Source organism: Acinetobacter sp. SW-226, assembly GCF_055632855.1.
Genome location: NZ_CM145752.1, coordinates 933,110 through 950,689, shown reverse-complemented (window position 1 = coordinate 950,689; position 17,580 = coordinate 933,110). Strand labels below are relative to the sequence as shown.

Genomic DNA, 17,580 nt, shown 5'->3' with positions numbered 1-17,580 from the left:
CATTGCAATAGTTTTCTGCTACAATGCCGTCCTTGTTCAATATCAGTGTAAGTGAACACGTCTTATGTCTATGCAGCAATCCTACGCTAACATTCTAACTGCCGTTGGTGAAGACCTAAATCGTCCAGGTCTCCTCGATACGCCTATGCGTGCTGCTAAAGCTTTTTCGTATTTAACGTCTGGTTATAGCAAAAGCTTAGAAGAAGTGACCAACAATGCGGTTTTCCCATCGGACAACCGTGAAATGGTATTGGTTAAAAATATCGAATTTTATTCATTGTGCGAACATCATTTACTACCGTTCTATGGTCGCGTACATATTGCGTATTTGCCTGAAGGCCATGTACTTGGTTTGTCTAAATTTGCACGCATTACCGAAATGTTTGCACGTCGCCTACAGATCCAAGAAAACCTCACCCAACAAATTGCAGAAGCAGTTGCAGAAGTGACAGGTGCACGTGGTGTTGCTGTTATGATTGACTCAGCTCATATGTGCATGATGATGCGTGGTGTTGGTAAGCAAGAATCGACGACTCGTACGGTTTCTTTTATTGGCGACTTTAAAACCAATAAAGAAGAACGTCGCGAGTTTTTAAGTGCGGTTCCTGAAAGTTATTAATCTCTGCGGTATTCAGCCTCAACAGATGTTGGGGCTTTTTTTATGCAAAACTTATCGCATGATTCTTTTTTGTTTAGAGAAATGAACAATGTCAGTAATTTGGTTAGCAGGTCATGGTTTAACCCAAGGCGAACACAGTATTGATTTTCCTCGTCCAGACCGTTTAGTGCAAGGAAATCCTGAACGTCAAACCTACAGCCTATATAAGCATCCACATATGGCTTGCGGAATTTGGCACTGTGAAGTCGGCTCATGGAATATTCACTTTGCAGACAATAAACAAGAATTCTTTCAAGTCATGGAGGGAAGTGTCCGTATTCATGATGCCCACACACAAAACGTCATTGAAGTAAAAGCAGGACAGGCAGGCATTATTCCACCAAGTTTTATTGGCACATTTGAAGTCGTTGAAGCTGTCAAAAAATACTATGTAATTGTTGAGGTATAAGTGCCTCAAGAAACGACTTAAAATTGTTTTGTGTTCTGAGTTTTTTAGCCTATACCTTAAACACTCAAAAGTTTTTCACTTACATGAATACAGTTACGGCCATTATTTTTAGCCGTATACAGTGCTGCGTCAGCGGTGTCTAAAAAGCGCTGATAATCAGGATGACCATTATAAATAGTGCAACCAATACTCACCGTAAAGCTAAAGCTTTGTCCTAAAGGCGTTCGAATGGATGTCTCTTGAATACGGCTACGAATCGTTTCAGCAACATCCGAAGCCCTTTGGAGATTACTGTCAACCAAAAGTAATAAAAACTCTTCACCGCCAACTCGGAAAGCGTAGTCACTCCCCTTCGCCACATCCAACAAGGCTTCAGCAATAAAACGTAAGGCCAAATCCCCTGCGGTATGGCCATATTTATCATTGATCCCTTTAAAATAATCTGCATCAATCGCCAGCAAACTTAAAGGTGCATCATTTCTACGAGCAAAATTAATTTCACGAGATACAATTGTACTTAAATAACGGCGATTAAGAAGCTGAGTCAGAGAGTCATTACCTGAATCTATATATTCAGTCACTTGAAACAGTTGATCGACCAAGTGCTGAATCTGTCGGTTCATTTCACGAATGTCTTGAATACGCTCGATCTTTTGTGTTTGATCCTGGCAGTCAAGTACATGCAAATTCAGTGCATCTACTTGCTGAATCAAACCAATAATAGTCTCAACCTGTTCTGCACCTGTGAACGCATACGCGGCCTTATGCACAAACCACAAACCAAACTCAGACTTGGACAAAGCAATATGCTGTAACTGCGGATGCTCGGAAAAAACCTTGAACATCAACTCATTTTCCCAATCGAGTAAAATACTGCGCTGCTTATCTTTTTGCACGGCTACATCTTGCATTGCAGAAAATAAACGATAGCTATGTTTTACTTCATGGCTCTGTTCGGTATTTGCCTCATAAGATCTACACATAATTTCAGTGGCAAAACCCATAATTTGCAGCATATAACTGAGCATTTGATGACTGTTTTTGAGCTGAAGTTCATCTAGTAGTTGCAAAATCTTGATTTCAATCTCACGAATACCACGCATGATCAACCATGAAGGAATACCTACCCGCGCATGTACCTGTCCCACTTTTTGTTGTTTTTCGACTGCAGTAAAATAAGCTTGATTCAAAGCCACATCAAAGCTTTCAATCAACCATTGGTTTAAACTGTTTTTTAAGCGTTGTTGAATAATGTCATCTTTAAAGAAATCAGCCGCTTCAGGCTCCAAAACAATATTGCGATAAAATTCATTGACCAATACAAATGAATGCTGCTGTATGAAATTTTGCGCTTTAATGTGATCATTCACTGAATAATGTTGGCAAATTTTACCCCACTGCTCGGCCAACTTAGCCATGCATTCATCATTCATAAAGCCTACCTATTTATATATTTTGAGAATCGCTCGAAATTTATGTGATTAATATAACAAATTTTAATGCATATTTTCATCATCAAGGTAAGCTTTCAAGGTCTTATAAAAATCAAACACTGATATTTGTTTGTTTTAACAGCGATTCTAGACATAAAAAAAGCTCCATTCGTGGAGCTCTAAAACTAAGTCATACTAAAAAAAACGGATATAACTCAGCCCAGTCTGATCCCAATCTTTGCCTTTTTGCTGTTGATACTGCCAATGAATCCGTAATGCATTTTGCTGATTCAATACATATTGCAGTTGAGTGTTCAGTCTGACTTGCCATTGATGACTATCTTCCCAATATGGCAATTCTACCTGTACCAAACTATTGACATGTTCAGTCCAAATGTTCTGACAGCCCAATGTTGGTCCAATCCCCATTCGCCAATCACGCTCTAGCGCTTGACCAACTTGAATCCGGTTTTGCAATTGGACATAACATAAATGCTTGCGATCTTGGTCTGCTACACTATAACCAAACTGACTGGATAGATTGAATACACCGTGTTGATCCTGCTCACTAAATTCACCATTTCGCTCCAATGATTCTTGCTGCCATCCCACATTAAAGCCCCAACTTAAAGGGGTTTTAAATGCAGTTAATGGGCTATAAGCATTCACTTCTAACAAATTTAACTCTTGTAATTTCAGTCGGTCATCACGGTACTCTAGGCTACCTGCGAGGAACTTAAGCTGTGTGCCTAAACGAAAACCGCCTTGTGGGTCGATCAAATCATGATAGGCCTGACGATGACTCAGTTGGAAGTACGAGTCTCCCTGTAACTTACCTCCCTCCAGTTGCAAAGTCCGTGCATGATGTCCTTTGACAGGATCTACTTTGGGAGTTTCAACCGCTTTTCGCTGTTTTTCCAAATCAATTTGACTACGCAAACCCAATAATTCTCGAATGCGGGGCTGAGCCTCTTCTGCTGTAACTTTTTGCGCAATCAATTGTAAATATAGATGATCGTAAGCCATCTCTAAAATACGCGCTTGATCAACCAAAGAATACTGATTTAAAAAAGTTGGCATTTGAGCAGGTGTTAATTGCACAATATGATTTGCAGCCACAGCCAGGCTCTGTCCATGTTGTTTAGCCTGTGCGAGTAATTGAGTTTCTAAGGCAGGACGGTAAGCGCTTTCTGCAATTAAATGATTGTCATCCACAGCCTTAATGGTCTCAACTGGAATGGCTGCGGTTTTAAATTGCTGTTGTAAATTGATATCTGGACGAACCAAATCAATTAAACCCAGTAAACGATAAGCACAATTGTCACTGATAAAGTAGTAAGGAAATTGCACATGTTTGAGCTCCCAAATATGCTCAACCATGGTTTTGGTTTCTTCAGGAGTCAGGGCTAACTCGTACTCCCACAGATCACGGCTTTCCAAATCACCATATTCTTTCACTTTTCGGTAGTATGGCATGAGCGAATACTCACCCGGATACTGCCCAGTTAATCCCTTCCACGCAAAAGAAAAACTGTCGCTATTGGCCACTGTCGCTGCGTAATTTACCGCATAAGAGACTAAGTTTAGTTGTTTTTGGTCTTTAGGATCGAGCCTTAACAAAGTATGTCCAAACATCGAACTGGGATTACCCATAAAGTCTGTGGCATAAATTAAAGTCGCCTTATACGGCTTAATTTGCCCAATCCATTCATCCAGTTCAGGACAGGATGCTTTAGGAAATCGATTCGGTGCAATATCAAGTTGTCTTATGAGCCATTTTGAACGTGCAGGAAAGCGACACTGAATGGATTCATTCGCGGCGGCCTGTGTAAAAAGTGCCACAATATTTGCATCAAGTTCTTGCTTGAGTTGGGTTTGTCCGTGTTCGCTATAGAAGAACGGGCGATAGGTCACTTCACTATTTCCCGAAGTATTCGCATACATCAAACGTTGCCAAGTCACATTTGAGGCAAGCTCAAGCTGATGGGCTTTTTCAATATAAAACTCTGCTGAGCGGGGTGCCTGAGCAAAGATCGTGGTGCTAAACAGCGCACTGGAAAAGAGGAGAAGCGATTTCATGCAGAGTTGAGTCTTCTTCTTTTTAGATATGAAAAACCCTGCCTTAAAGACAGGGTCTTATAGTGCAATTAAACGTATGCTTTTAATACGCTATCTGTTGCCATAACGGCTTGTAAAGATGCTAACACTTGAAGTGCATCTTGGTTTTCAGCCGAATAGATTTTTGCGAAGTTTTGTTTAGATACTTCAAAGAAACGCGCTTTATCTTCAGACTGAATATTGAGCAGTTCAGCCAGTACATTTAGACTTTCACCCTCACCGACTGCCATATCGCGTGCCAAAGACTCTGCATTTTCATTGGTAAATGTTACTGCCTGAGCAGTCACCGTACCTGTACCGCTACAACCTAAAGTACCAAAGGTGATACCGAAAAGTTGGTTAGCAAAAAGACCGTTTGTGGTACCCGCTAAAATTTTAGCGACTTTGCCAGACTGCCCTTCCCAAATTTGTGAACCAATACCACAACCTACATCTTTATCTGCAAATGCAGCGGTAGAACCAACGGCCAAAACTGCAGCCAATGCCATTTTTTTCAACATAAGGTTTCTCCAGACTCGATTATCTCCGAGTATTTTTATTGTTCCTATTGTTTGTGTATATTTTGAGCTACACACTTGTAAGATAGCTGTAACAAGCGCATAACGCAAAACAATTTACACTAAAGTAAAACAGACATTAATTCTCAATTTTAACGGTGTAGCGCCCAGTTGCCACGCAGGTCTCGTTTCCCTAAAATTTTTAGCACCAAAACAAGACTCAAGAGTAGCAATAAATACCAAGAGCCTAATTTACCCCAACCCACCATATGCCATGCATCGACTTGACTAGGGTACAACCAAATTTGGTAAAACGTACTGATATTTTCCGCAATCCAAATCATGAAAGCCAACAAGAGCAGTACAGGTAACATCGGCAGTTGAAAACGATGCTGCTGTAACTCAAAGCCAATCTTGGTTTTCCAAAACAGTACTACACTCCATGCAAATAATAGATAACGAATATCTGGAATAAAAAACTTGGACATAAAGTTGATATAAGACAACACAGCCAATATCAACATGGAGGAAAAACGAGGCAAGTATTCAAAAGAAACATGATAAAGACGTAATGAGCGCGCAAAAAAACTGCCCACAGCCGAATACATAAAACCTGCAAACAACGGCACGGTGAGAATTTTAAACACGGCGGGATGTGGATACTGCCATGATGCAATCTGCGGATGGGTCAAAAAAATTTCCATCAGCATTGCCATCACGTGAAATAGCGCAATCACTTTGGCTTCGGCCCAAGACTCAAGTTTTAAATACAGTAAACATACCTGAATCAGCACCGCATAGAACAATAAATAGTCATAACGGAAAAAACCCCAATATTCCTGATTTGCCATACTTGCTGTGAATGCGAAAGCCAACAACAACAATATCCCAAATAAGGCAGCCGAAGCTGCCTTAGATGAGAACTCAAAACATGATTTTAAAATTGTGATCACGTATGAATCCTAATTAAATTGATCCAGTGAAACTTAGAGATATTTAGCGCTATATTCATGCACGGTATCGACAAAGGCTTTCGGATTAATTGGATCAACCCACTGGGTAATGCCGTGACCTAAGTTTGCAACATAACCCGTTTTCTCACCATCTGCATAAGCATCATCTAGCATGGCTTTGGTCGCTTTCACGATGGTCTCATGCGAACCATATAAAGTAGCAGGATCTAAGTTACCTTGCAGTGCCGCACGACCCGCCACCGTTTGGCGAGCTACATTTAACGGCGTCGTCCAATCTAAACCAAATGCATCAGCCCCTGTTGCCACCATCGGTTCTAACCACTGACCACCGCCTTTGGTGAATAAGATCACAGGAACTTTACGTCCTTCATTTTCACGTTTTAAACCTGCAACAATTTTTTGCATGTATTTTAAAGAAAATTCTAAATATTCACGGTGTGCTAGTGCCCCACCCCAACTGTCAAAAATCTGTACAGCTTGAGCACCTGCATCAATTTGCGCATTCAAATAGTCAATTACTGCATCTGCTAAACGATCGAGCAGCGCATGTAAAACTTCGGGTTGCGCATACATCATTTGCTTAGTGAAACGAAAATCTTTACTCGAACCACCTTCCACCATATAGGTTGCCAAAGTCCAAGGACTGCCCGAAAAACCAATTAATGGCACTTGACCGCCTAGTGCTGAACGAATCGTCTTGACCGCATTCATGACATAATCAAGATCTGATCCAGCATTAAACTGAGGTAAATTCGCCACATCTTGTTCAGTGCGAACCGTTTTATGAAATTTAGGCCCTTCACCCGCTTCAAAATAAAGCCCCAAACCCAAAGCATCGGGTACAGTTAAAATATCTGAAAATAAAATAGCTGCATCAAGCTCATAACGACGTAAAGGCTGTAGCGTCACTTCGCAGGCAAATTCAGTATTTTTGCATAATGAGAGGAAATCACCTGCTTGAGCACGGGTCTCACGATATTCTGGTAAATAACGTCCTGCTTGACGCATCATCCAGACGGGTGTGGTATCTACAGGTTCACGTAATAAAGCACGTAGAAAACGATCATTTTTAAGGGTCGTCATTTACTTTCCCATCTCAATTAAATTTGCTCACCATCATAACAAAAAGGTCGAATTTTTAATAACTTCTCATCACACTAAAATTAGATCCAGTTGATGCTTAAAACAGATATTTACACAAAACAAATACTGCATCTCTATCTTTTTTCTGTAATACTTGGCTGGTTTTACTTTGTAAATGAATAATTCTTAAGGTTGAATTACATGTTCGTTCGCACAATACTCGCGATGAGTTTAAGTTGCATTCTTGCTGGTACAGCGTTTGCTGCATCTACTACTGAACAACCCTTGACGCCAAAAAAGATCATTGATACTTCAGTCCAAGATCCCATTGATCCTTTAGCAACAGATGTCGCTTCAGCTTCTACTGCGGTTGCAAACACTCAAATTACAGCAAAAGAACAAGCAGACTTAAACCAAGCTTCACAAACTTTAGACCAACTTGAACAGTCTGAAGATAAAACTGCTGACGTTGGCGCTGCACCAAGCAAAACAACGACTGCACCGACAACAAGCCCGACGAATCCTGCTGCTGCAAAAGCATCGTGGACTTTAAATGGTTTAAACAGTGCAGATTGGTATGACAATATTGGTAAAGGTCAATTTCCTGTTTATGCACGTGCTCACGTCATGCTCAACAATGCACATGCATCTCCAGGTGCAATTGATGGCATGAGCGGTAAAAATACCCTTAAAGCAATTGCCTCTTTCCAACAAATGAGTGGCTTAAAAGCAACGGGTACGCTCACCAAAGAAACTTGGGATGCGTTACTTGCTAGTCAAGGGTCTAAACCTGCATTTATTGAATACACTATCACCGATGCAGACCTGAAAGGGCCTTATGCAGCGTCAATTCCACACGATTATGCCTTACAGTCAAAAATGAAAGGTTTGTATTACACGCGTGTGACTGAAATGTTCGGTGAAAAGTTCCACATGGATGAAGACTTTTTGAAAAAGTTGAATCCAAAAGCAACTTTCAAAAAAGCAGGCGAAAAAATTATCGTTGCCAACATTCGTAATGAAGTGCCAGAAGATATTCACTTGATTGTTGCGCACAAAGGCGCAAAACAGCTGTATTTATTTAACAGCCGCAACCAAATGATCGGTTCATTCCCTGCAACCATCGGTAGCTCGGACACGCCATCACCAGCAGGTACCTATAAAGTTACAGGTGTTGCACCAAATCCATGGTATAGCTACTCACCAAGCAACTTTGTTCAAGGTAAAAACTTAAAACCTCTTTCTTTACCACCAGGTCCAAATGGCCCAGTAGGGAATATCTGGATTGGTTTAAGTAAAAAATCATTTGGTATTCATGGTACGCCAAACCCATCGGCCATTTCCAAGACAGCTTCACACGGTTGTATTCGTTTGACCAACTGGGATGCGAACGATCTAGGTAAAAAAGTGAAGCCAGGTGTAACGGTTAAATTCTTAGAATAATTGGTTTTCTAAAGTATTTACGCTATAAAAGGTGTTCTCAAGAGAACACCTTTTTATCAATCATAACAACATAAAAATGACGATGAACACTTTAAAAAGAATAATGCCTTTGGCTTGCTTACTGTCACTTTCGACACCGACTTTTGCTGAATTAGATGAGGAAATCGTGACCAGCGTGGATGCTTCTGCTTATGCGGTGGAATCTGACAACCCATTTGACAGTCTGGAGGATCAGGAAAAAATCCGTCATCCCCAATACATTCCAGAGCAAGATAGTCTCAGAGAGCCACTTTTGAATACACGCTATTATGTCATCGCAGGCAAATCTCCGATTCACTATTACGCGATTCGAACAGGGCAAAAGCCTAAACTGTTTTATTTAAACCAGCCGCACTCAGCCATATTCGCTATTGGCGATGCTTATGCGGAAAATCGAAAAAAAATTACTCTACAACCACAGCTCAAACACACCGTCAAAGACCATGAGCTATTTGCAATTATGCCAACAGACAAATACATTGCTCTGATCTTTCGTACCCGCTATGCCTATACCCCTGCGGAATTAAAAGCCAATGCAGAGATAAACTCTATCTATGCCAACAATCGCTACCGATACAGCTACGAAATTATTGAAATCGACACGAATGGTCAACAGCTCCACCGCGTGCAATTCGTGGCTCCTGTTATTGAAGATGGAATGAGTTTTGGCCCCAAATGGGATAAAGATTTATCAGATTACAATAACGCAATACTGGAATACAGCACCAAGTCCCCAGGTGACTATCAAACCGTACATCCTTATAATATTGAAACCCGCTATGAGTACAAACAAGGTCAATTAAAGCACTTTGAACAGAAAATTCTACTCACCGCCAGTGATAAAGTATTCTTAAAAAACCCACCCAATTCTATTAATTACGAAAATTATCTCGACGATCAAGATACAGCCTTCTACGTTGAAAGCAGTACTTGCCTTGATGATTATTTTGTTTTTAAAGATAAAGCGGCCCCACTCGGTGTGAAATGGGGAAATAATTGGATGCAAGCCCAACCGAAGCTACATCAACAATTTTTAGCTGAATATGCGCAAGGCAAAAACTACATTTGGAAAGATTTTCGCGAACAGTATTGTGATCTAAATTAAGACAGAGCTATCATTTCAATATTGAAACGCAACATTGCAAATTCACCATTTCATCAACAAATATAAAACACTAAAATTACGCCATAGATTAAAAATAAGATTGGAGTTCAAAATGGATGCTTTCATTCATCGTAGCCAAGACCGTGGTCATGTCAATATTGGTTGGCTAGAGTCTAAACACAGCTTTTCATTTGGCAGTTGGTATAATCCGAAATACATGGGCGTCAGTGCTCTACGTGTTATCAACGATGACCTCATTGCAGCACATCAAGGTTTTGGACAACACCCTCATGACAATATGGAAATCTTAACCTGCGTGCTCAAAGGCACGATTACCCATAAAGACAGCATGGGCAACCATGGCGGTATTTCTGCGGGGGAATGGCAACTGATGAGTGCAGGTACTGGCGTACAACACAGTGAGATGAATCAAGGTGATGAGCAAGTGCATTTACTACAAATTTGGATCATTCCAAATGAACGAGATGCAGCCCCAAATTATCAACAGATTCGTCTTGATCCGCATGAGCAACCCAACCAATGGCATCTGATTTGTGGTCCAAACGACAACGCACCAATGCATATTCGTCAAGATGCAGAAGTGAAAACGGCTGTACTTGAAAAAGATCAGACCCTTTCGATTAAAGCCACACAACATGTTAACTATGTACATGTAATTTCTGGCTCAATCCAAGTGGCTGAACATACAATCCATGCAGGTGATGCGATTGCATTTATAGATGTTACTAAAATCAAAGCACTGGACGATGCTCAGGTCATTTGGTTTGACTTACCTGAAGTAAAATAACTAGCCACACATCAAAAAAGCCAACGTCTTCACGTTGGCTTTTTTGATGTGTATCCAATAAGTGACTACTCAATCGACTTAAAGAAAATTCACTGCAAGCAGTGCCAAAATGGCAGGGACTGCCTGAATGTAAATGATTTTCTTGCTAGCGGTTAGCCCACCATAAATTCCCGCAACCAAAACACAGCCTAAAAAGAAGTTCGCCAAAGCAAGTGCATAACTTTCAGGTGCGCATAATGACCAAAATAAACCTGCAGCCAGAAAACCATTATATAATCCTTGATTTTGAGCCATAACTTTCGTTAACTGCGCTTTCTCAGGGCTATTGCCAAAAGCTTTTAAGCCATAGGGCTTATCCCATAAAAACATCTCTAAAACTAAAATATACACATGCAACAGTGCAATTAAGCCAATTAGAACTTGTCCCACCATACGCTTTATCCTTTATTTTTATGAATGATAGATAGATCAACAACTTCGCTGATCTAGGTCAAAAATGATTAAGGTTTCAAAAGTACTTTACCCTGACGCGCACCTTGCGTCGCTTTTAGGGCAGCATCTTTGATTTGTGTAAAACTAAACACCCCTTCAACAGGTAATAACAGTTTTTTCTGGGCAGCTAAAGTCAATAACTCAACAATTAAGGCTTTTTTACGCTCAGAAGACAACTCTTTGTTCACCACGCTTGCCCAGAAGCCTTTGACGGTCGCTTGTTTAAAAATTAAATCTCCCGAAGAAATCTGCATCACTTCTCCCGACATGCTACCGAAAGACACCAAGAGACTATTTTCACTCAGTAGAGCCAACATTTCACCACTGGCTTTTCCACCAATCGAGTCCACCCCTACCATCAGGGGCTGATTTGCATGAATAGCTTTGACTTGTGCTTTCCAATCAGCTTGGTCTGTTGCCACGACATTTTGAATGCCCAAAGCATGCATTTCAGCCACAGCCTCAGTACGTCGTACCAAATGAATTACCTTTTGACCACGTGCTGCTGCAATCATTGCCACAGTTTTCCCTACGGCACCATTGGCGGTGTTTTGAATCATCCATTGATCTGCTTTTAAGTCAACAAATTCAAGCAACATCAAGGCACTAATCGGCATGCCAATCAACTGAGCTGCCGTTTCATCCTCAATTGCATCCGTTAAAGGGACAATGCCATGTGCTGGTGCAATAAAATACTCCGCCCAACTACCATGAACCGCCGCAACTGCCACACGCTGACCCAATGATACACCTTGCACACCCTCACCAAGTGCATCAACCACACCAACAGCTTCACTACCACCAATCGCGGGTAGTGTCGGCTTATAACCATAACTACCACGCACTGTCCACACGTCATGATTATGCATAGGTGATAAAATCATTTTAATACGCACTTCACCTGCTTTTGGCTCAGGCATTGGCATATCTGCTGCTTCCAATACGTCGACAGGCTCACCAAAATGATGATGTATGATACTTTGCATCTATTTATTCCTTGATGGGTTGTAAGAGTTGTTGAGTAGTTTCCATAGCCAAATATAGGGGCTGCTTATCTTGTGCAAGTCTTGCCAATAAAGCTGCGCCCAACCACAGCTGATACATCGTCTGTGCCATCTTTTCAGCATCAATATGCGATGGAATTGAACCGTCTTGTTGCCCTGCTTTGATTAGACCTGATATGCGTTCTGTTAACTTACGTACCCCGAAGTTCAAAATCCGACGCATATCTTCAGATAAATCTGAAACTTCTGCTGCCAATTTGACGATCAGACAGTTCTGCGCCCATCCCCCATCGCTATGATGTTCAACATCACTTTCAATATGAGATGGGTTATCAATCCATGCCTGCCAAAGCGCAACCAAACGGGCATAAGCACATCCTTGCTCTTGCTGCATCAGTTGGTCAATTTTGACTTTATAGTCAGCAAGGTACTGTTCCAGAAGCGCACAGCCAAATGCCTCTTTTGAAGCAAAGTAATAATAAAATGAACCTTTCGGCACATCACAGTTTTTGAGAATTTCCTGTAAGCCTACGCCAACAAAACCTTTCTGTAATACCAGTTCGAAACTGCTATTTAAAATATGTTGTCGTGTGGCTTCACTTTTGTCTGATCGTTTCATGTCCACACTATAAATCAATAATAGACCAGTCGTCTATAAAAAATAATAGAAAAATTTTCGTTCTAAATAGTCCATTTAGTTCATACATATAAGTTTTAATGATGATATTTAAGTTACAAAGAATTAAAACAAATGTTACATTATACCATAACAACATTTTTAACTTTATTTATGTCTACACCTTCACAACGTTTACAAGCCATTGATGCCCTCAGAGGACTCGTCATTTTGATCATGATGGTCGATCATGTCCGAGAAACTTTTTATCTCCATCAACAAGTCCCCGACCCGATGCTAATCCCTGGCACTGAAGAACCCCTGTTCTTTAGCCGAATTTTGGCCCACTTATGTGCTCCTGTTTTTGTGGTCTTAACGGGTCTATCGGCTTATCTCTATCAAGCAAAAAACAACAGCGTTCAAATGACTCGCGAATTTTTACTCAAGCGTGGACTCTTCTTGATTTTTCTCGAACTGATTGTGATTAATTTCGCTTGGACAGGACAGTTCCCGCCCGATGTCATCTATTTACAGGTAATTTGGGCTATCGGTTTAAGTATGGTGGCCTTGGCGGGCTTAATTGGCTTGTCGCAAAAATGGCTTTGGGGTATTAGTCTTAGCATTATTTTTGGACATAACTTACTCGATCAAGTGTCATTCCCACATCTGCCTATCGCACAGAACCTTTGGTTTATTTTGCATGAACGCGGTTGGATTGAGTTTGGAGATCTGATTCGTTTTAGGACCTCTTACCCTGTACTGCCTTGGATTGGGGTGATTACTCTCGGCTATTGCATCGGCCACACCGTATTTAACAGCACACACGATGTCGCAAAAAGAAATCAAATCTTATTAGGCTTCGGGCTTGCCGGTATCAGCTTATTTATTATTTTAAGAATGCTCAATATCTATGGCGATCAAGCATGGTCTAGCATGCCGACCAATATTGAAACTGTTATGAGTTTTATGAATCTGACCAAGTACCCACCATCACTACTGTTTATTTTATGGAATGTCGGGCTAGGGCTAGTCCTGTTAGTGTTACTTCAAAAACTTGAAAGTAAAGGTTGGATCAAGCCCTTGATTGTATTTGGTTCCGTACCTATGTTTTTTTATATCGTCCATTTATATGCACTTAAAGCCCTCTATCTCATTGCCCTCGCACTATTTGGCAAAACTCATGGTGAATATTTTGGTGTAGATCACGTTTCTACCCTTTGGCTGATCTCAATTATTTTGACTGTGGCACTTTATCCTTTGATGTTGAAATTCTCCGCTTTTAAACATAAAAACAAGCATATCCGTATTTTGAAATATCTATAATTATGGATAAAGCATCATAAAATTTACCGTACACATCTTGATGCTTAGCTCAACTAAGCATCAATGGGTATCGGCTTTTCCAACACTCGGCTAAAATGTTTTATACACCAGTAAATTTCTGAAGCTAAAAATTTACAATAGCATGACTGAGTGCTGTTCTTTGTTTCAGGCTGCTTCAAAAAACTTACTTTGCTTTGCTCAGCAGTGCCAAGCAAATCGAAATTAGCAACATCCCGAACCAGCCGATTGGTGCAATTTGCTCTCCCACCAACAGAATTGCCAATACCGCAGCCACCAAAGGCTCAAATAAAGTTAAGGTAATGGCTTTACTGGCAGGCACGGTTTTCAAACCATAACCAAACAAGACATAACCCAAAAACATCGGAATAAGCATCATATAACCAACGACATACAGGTTGATGTTTTCTTCAAACAAGTTTGAGCCTGTCATCCATAAAGTGGGAAGTAATAATAAAGCACCGAGTCCAAAAATCAGTCCCATAGTGGCTTTTGCATCTAATCCTTGGTCAATCATTCTTTTTGCAGCCCAAGAATATAAAGCATAAGTTAAGCCTGCCACTCCACCCAAGCCGATACCCAATATCTGTCTATGTTGAGATAAGCCTTCTGTATTTGCTGTAGTATGCGACTCTCCCAAAGACAACAATACCACCCCCGTTACCCCCAAAACAAAACTCACCAACCACGCCATGGAAAGCGGTTTTCTGTCAAATACCCGTTCTAAAAGCGCAGTAAATAATGGTGCTGTGCCAATCGAAACCACTGTGCCAATAGTGATCCCCGCATAGTGCATCGACGAATAAAAAGCCAGAGGATAAACAAACACGGAAATCACACCAACACTAAGCATCACACTATTGGCTTTGATGTGTGGCAGATGGCTGATGATACTTTTACGTGCTAACAGTGCTTGTAATAAACCACCACCACCCATCGCGGCAGCCCCAATTGTCAGCGGACTCAAATGAGGTGCAAAGGATGCCACCGTTCCTGTAGTTCCCCACAAAAAAGCGGCTAGAAGAACCGCAATGAAACCATAATTTGGAACAGCAGAAATAGACTGACTCACGCTATGATCTCTCGCGCTAAAATCGTTTTTACCATTTGCGTTGCAGCTAAAACTTTTTCACTGGAACTCTCAAGCCCCGCACGAGCAATCGAACCTTCGAGTAAAAAAGACAGCATCAAAGCAATTTGCTGTACTCGCTCTGGCTCTTCAATCAACAGCACCAGTTGTGTGGAGATAATCCTTTCAATTTCATCTTTATGCTGCTTCACCGCCAAACGCTCAGCACTGTGTGCAGGAAACTCGGCCGCAGCATTCAACAAACCACATCCGCGGAAGCCCTTCTCATAGGCAAATTCAGCATGATCTTGGTAGGCTTCAAAAACCGCAATAATTTTATCCACTGGTGTATGTGCATCACGGTTTCGCACGGCATACAGCTCCAGCCATTCTTGATGCCGCGCTTCAATATAAGAACTGATCAAATCCGACTTGGTCGGGAAATTATTATATAAAGACATTTTGGCAACTTTAGCTTTGTCCGTAATGGTATTAATGCCAGTATTTGTAATGCCATCGTTATAAAACAAAATTGCAGCTGCATCTAAAATTTTCTGTTTTGCTGTTTTGGTATTCATAATGCTTTATATAGGTAGACCGATATACCTAATTTACAAGATGTGAAAAAATATGCAAGTGAGTTAAGCAAATATGTTCATTTACTAGAAAACTCAGCTTTGTTAACAAATCATCTGATAAATACTGATTCAACCCTACACTTGCAACACAAATACGCTCGAACCTGAAATTTAGCAGGCTACTAATCGTTGGTTATGCGTATACGTAAGTTCGAATCAAATGAGGGATATGCGATTTGGTTGCATACTCATAAGTACTATGCTAAATCACAAAGTCAACATGGTTAAAATCGCAATGATCCAGACACAATGACCTAATGTTATTTGGGAATTGAATTTTAGTTCGCCTATCTATAGATATAATCACTGGCTATATTCAGAATTTCATAAATCCTGTGGTTTTTCATGCCTTTGTTAAAAAACCTAAATAGACGAATACTGGGCTTAGCTATCTAAAAAATAGTGCCTAGCTTCATCTACTCATTTACAATGATTGGTTTGAAAATTCTAGCAATGTATATCGAAACATAAGAAAAACTAACCTACATATCTGCTGGGTATCTGACAGATGCAGCCATCTCAGCTAGTAAAAATACAAAGATTCACTAAATCTAGTAGACTACATTACCAATGTCATTACTTAAACCTTAAGTCACTTAGCTAAACCTTAGCTCTTTGAAGGTTTATACAACAAAACCTTATATGATTAATATTGAAAGAATAATCTCAGTATTAATCAAACTTCGAGCACTTAAGAATAAGTTTGACCAAATAAATTATCCGTCCAGCATCGCTTTATATTGTTATTTCTAGTTTGGGCCAATCCAAAATTTGATATGGGGTAAGTTGAGGGGTAAAAGCACAGATAAAAAATAAGCCCTTGTTTTTACAAGGGCTTATTTAGATATTTGGCGGAAGCGGTGAGATTCGAACTCACGGAGGACTCACACCCTCGTCGGTTTTCAAGACCGGTGCATTAAACCGCTCTGCCACGCTTCCATGGGCGACATAATATAAACATTCGATCTACTTGGCAAATACTTTTCTTTAAAAACCGCACTAAGTGGCTAAAATTAAAACAAAATCATTTAGTTCTCTAAATTTTCACCGTTTTCATAACGAATCGCATTCACATACCAAAGTTTTTTGCCCGTTGGTGTCACGACTTCAACCTCATCATCAACTTGCTTGGACAGTAAAGCACGCGCCATAGGCGAATCGATTGAAATATGCTGTGGGTGATGATCATAAATTTCATCTACCCCCACAATCCGTAAAGTTTTTTGCTCACCCGCTTCATTTTCAATATCTACCCAAGCCCCAAAATAAATCTTGCCCGCTTGCTCTTCTGAAAAATCAATAATTCGCAACTCTTCAAGCCGTTTCCCTAAGTAACGAACACGTCGATCAATCTTTCGTAACAGCTGTTTGTTGTACTGATAATCTGCGTTCTCGCTACGGTCTCCGAGGCTTGCTGCCCAGTTTACTTTCTTGGTAATTTCAGGCCGTTCTTCATGCCAAAGGTGCTTTAATTCTGCCACTAATTTGTCGTGACCAACACGTGTAATTAAGTTTGATTTCATGATGAATGTCGTCTAAATCAGCTGGTTTATTTACAACAAAGATTTATTTTATCCCTTATTTCTTCACAACAGAAGTTTATAAAATAAATTCCCTAATTAAATTAAATCGTTATGTTACATTTCTTAAAAAAATATTGCACAAAATTTGACACTTTAGAATTTGCCCGATATTATGCGCACATCTTAAATTAGCTGCTTATTTTTTAATCTATGTAGTTTTTCTACATAGTTCCTTTAATCCCATGTCATTTTGAATGACGTCATGAATGCCCAACCCCTTATTGAATTTAGCAAACTTGAACTCGTTTTAAGGCATGGTTTTGCCTTTGC

The 17,580-nt window shown here is 40.4% G+C and carries 17 protein-coding genes and 1 tRNA gene; 6 read left to right on the top strand and 12 right to left on the bottom strand.

Going from position 1 to position 17,580, the window contains the following annotated elements:
* Positions 1-70: 70 nt before the first annotated feature.
* Both folE and ACZ8ZH_RS04485 read left to right on the top strand, forming a co-directional pair.
* On the top strand, positions 71-619 hold the full coding sequence (gene folE, locus ACZ8ZH_RS04490) for a GTP cyclohydrolase I FolE (RefSeq protein WP_171264403.1): 549 nt from the start codon (positions 71-73) through the stop codon (positions 617-619).
* Between the two features lie 88 nt (positions 620-707).
* A complete protein-coding gene (locus tag ACZ8ZH_RS04485) occupies positions 708-1,067 on the top strand; it encodes a cupin domain-containing protein (RefSeq protein WP_119063119.1) in 360 nt (119 codons plus the stop codon).
* Positions 1,068-1,123: 56 nt separating this feature from the next.
* Here the strand turns inward: ACZ8ZH_RS04485 and ACZ8ZH_RS04480 are convergent, their stop codons facing one another.
* The 5 genes from ACZ8ZH_RS04480 to hemE form a co-directional block, all read right to left on the bottom strand.
* Entirely contained in the window at positions 1,124-2,500 is a 1,377-nt protein-coding gene (locus ACZ8ZH_RS04480) for a diguanylate cyclase (protein ID WP_119063120.1), read from the bottom strand.
* A 195-nt stretch (positions 2,501-2,695) separates the two neighbouring features.
* Positions 2,696-4,579, bottom strand: coding sequence for an Lnb N-terminal periplasmic domain-containing protein (locus ACZ8ZH_RS04475; RefSeq protein ID WP_119063121.1), 1,884 nt, complete (start codon positions 4,577-4,579; stop codon positions 2,696-2,698).
* Positions 4,580-4,647: 68 nt separating this feature from the next.
* Positions 4,648-5,118, bottom strand: coding sequence for a DUF3015 family protein (locus ACZ8ZH_RS04470; RefSeq protein ID WP_110974490.1), 471 nt, complete (start codon positions 5,116-5,118; stop codon positions 4,648-4,650).
* A gap of 149 nt (positions 5,119-5,267) precedes the next feature.
* Complete coding sequence (locus tag ACZ8ZH_RS04465; RefSeq protein WP_171264404.1) at positions 5,268-6,065, bottom strand: DUF817 family protein; 798 nt, start codon at positions 6,063-6,065, stop codon at positions 5,268-5,270.
* A gap of 36 nt (positions 6,066-6,101) precedes the next feature.
* Positions 6,102-7,172, bottom strand: a complete 1,071-nt coding sequence (hemE, locus tag ACZ8ZH_RS04460; protein WP_119063122.1) for a uroporphyrinogen decarboxylase — start codon at positions 7,170-7,172, stop codon at positions 6,102-6,104.
* A gap of 201 nt (positions 7,173-7,373) precedes the next feature.
* On the opposite strand from hemE, the gene ACZ8ZH_RS04455 reads away from it, so the two are divergent.
* The 3 genes from ACZ8ZH_RS04455 (at position 7,374) to ACZ8ZH_RS04445 (ending at position 10,567) form a co-directional block, all read left to right on the top strand.
* Positions 7,374-8,615, top strand: a complete 1,242-nt coding sequence (locus tag ACZ8ZH_RS04455; protein ID WP_086208022.1) for a L,D-transpeptidase family protein — start codon at positions 7,374-7,376, stop codon at positions 8,613-8,615.
* 82 nt (positions 8,616-8,697) lie between these two features.
* The gene (locus ACZ8ZH_RS04450; RefSeq protein ID WP_228199385.1) at positions 8,698-9,759 is read left to right on the top strand and encodes a hypothetical protein; all 1,062 of its coding nucleotides are present in this window, start codon (positions 8,698-8,700) and stop codon (positions 9,757-9,759) included.
* Between the two features lie 112 nt (positions 9,760-9,871).
* A complete protein-coding gene (locus tag ACZ8ZH_RS04445; protein WP_119063124.1) occupies positions 9,872-10,567 on the top strand; it encodes a pirin family protein in 696 nt (231 codons plus the stop codon).
* A 78-nt stretch (positions 10,568-10,645) separates the two neighbouring features.
* Here the strand turns inward: ACZ8ZH_RS04445 and ACZ8ZH_RS04440 are convergent, their stop codons facing one another.
* The 3 genes from ACZ8ZH_RS04440 to ACZ8ZH_RS04430 form a co-directional block, all read right to left on the bottom strand.
* Positions 10,646-10,999: a DUF1304 domain-containing protein gene (locus ACZ8ZH_RS04440; RefSeq protein WP_086208025.1), complete on the bottom strand. Its 354-nt coding sequence runs from the start codon at positions 10,997-10,999 to the stop codon at positions 10,646-10,648.
* 68 nt (positions 11,000-11,067) lie between these two features.
* On the bottom strand, positions 11,068-12,045 hold the full coding sequence (locus tag ACZ8ZH_RS04435) for a zinc-binding dehydrogenase (RefSeq protein WP_119063125.1): 978 nt from the start codon (positions 12,043-12,045) through the stop codon (positions 11,068-11,070).
* 4 nt (positions 12,046-12,049) lie between these two features.
* Positions 12,050-12,682, bottom strand: a complete 633-nt coding sequence (locus ACZ8ZH_RS04430; RefSeq protein ID WP_110974485.1) for a TetR/AcrR family transcriptional regulator — start codon at positions 12,680-12,682, stop codon at positions 12,050-12,052.
* Between the two features lie 171 nt (positions 12,683-12,853).
* Here ACZ8ZH_RS04430 and ACZ8ZH_RS04425 point away from each other — a divergent pair, with 171 nt between their 5' ends.
* A complete protein-coding gene (locus ACZ8ZH_RS04425) occupies positions 12,854-14,002 on the top strand; it encodes an acetyltransferase domain-containing protein (protein ID WP_119063217.1) in 1,149 nt (382 codons plus the stop codon).
* Between the two features lie 184 nt (positions 14,003-14,186).
* Here ACZ8ZH_RS04425 and ACZ8ZH_RS04420 read toward each other — a convergent pair whose 3' ends face one another.
* The 4 genes from ACZ8ZH_RS04420 to greB all read right to left on the bottom strand — a co-directional run bounded on the left by ACZ8ZH_RS04420 (position 14,187) and on the right by greB (position 17,250).
* Positions 14,187-15,092 carry a DMT family transporter gene (locus ACZ8ZH_RS04420; protein WP_119063126.1) on the bottom strand — a complete coding sequence of 302 codons (906 nt, stop codon included), beginning with the start codon at positions 15,090-15,092 and terminating at the stop codon, positions 14,187-14,189.
* A complete protein-coding gene (locus ACZ8ZH_RS04415) occupies positions 15,089-15,667 on the bottom strand; it encodes a TetR/AcrR family transcriptional regulator (RefSeq protein WP_119063127.1) in 579 nt (192 codons plus the stop codon). The genes ACZ8ZH_RS04420 and ACZ8ZH_RS04415 overlap by 4 nt, the downstream gene beginning before the upstream one ends.
* A 909-nt stretch (positions 15,668-16,576) precedes the next feature.
* Positions 16,577-16,666: transfer RNA gene (locus ACZ8ZH_RS04410), tRNA-Ser, on the bottom strand.
* An 89-nt stretch (positions 16,667-16,755) separates the two neighbouring features.
* Positions 16,756-17,250, bottom strand: coding sequence for a transcription elongation factor GreB (greB, locus tag ACZ8ZH_RS04405; protein ID WP_119063128.1), 495 nt, complete (start codon positions 17,248-17,250; stop codon positions 16,756-16,758).
* Positions 17,251-17,580 lie beyond the last annotated feature (330 nt).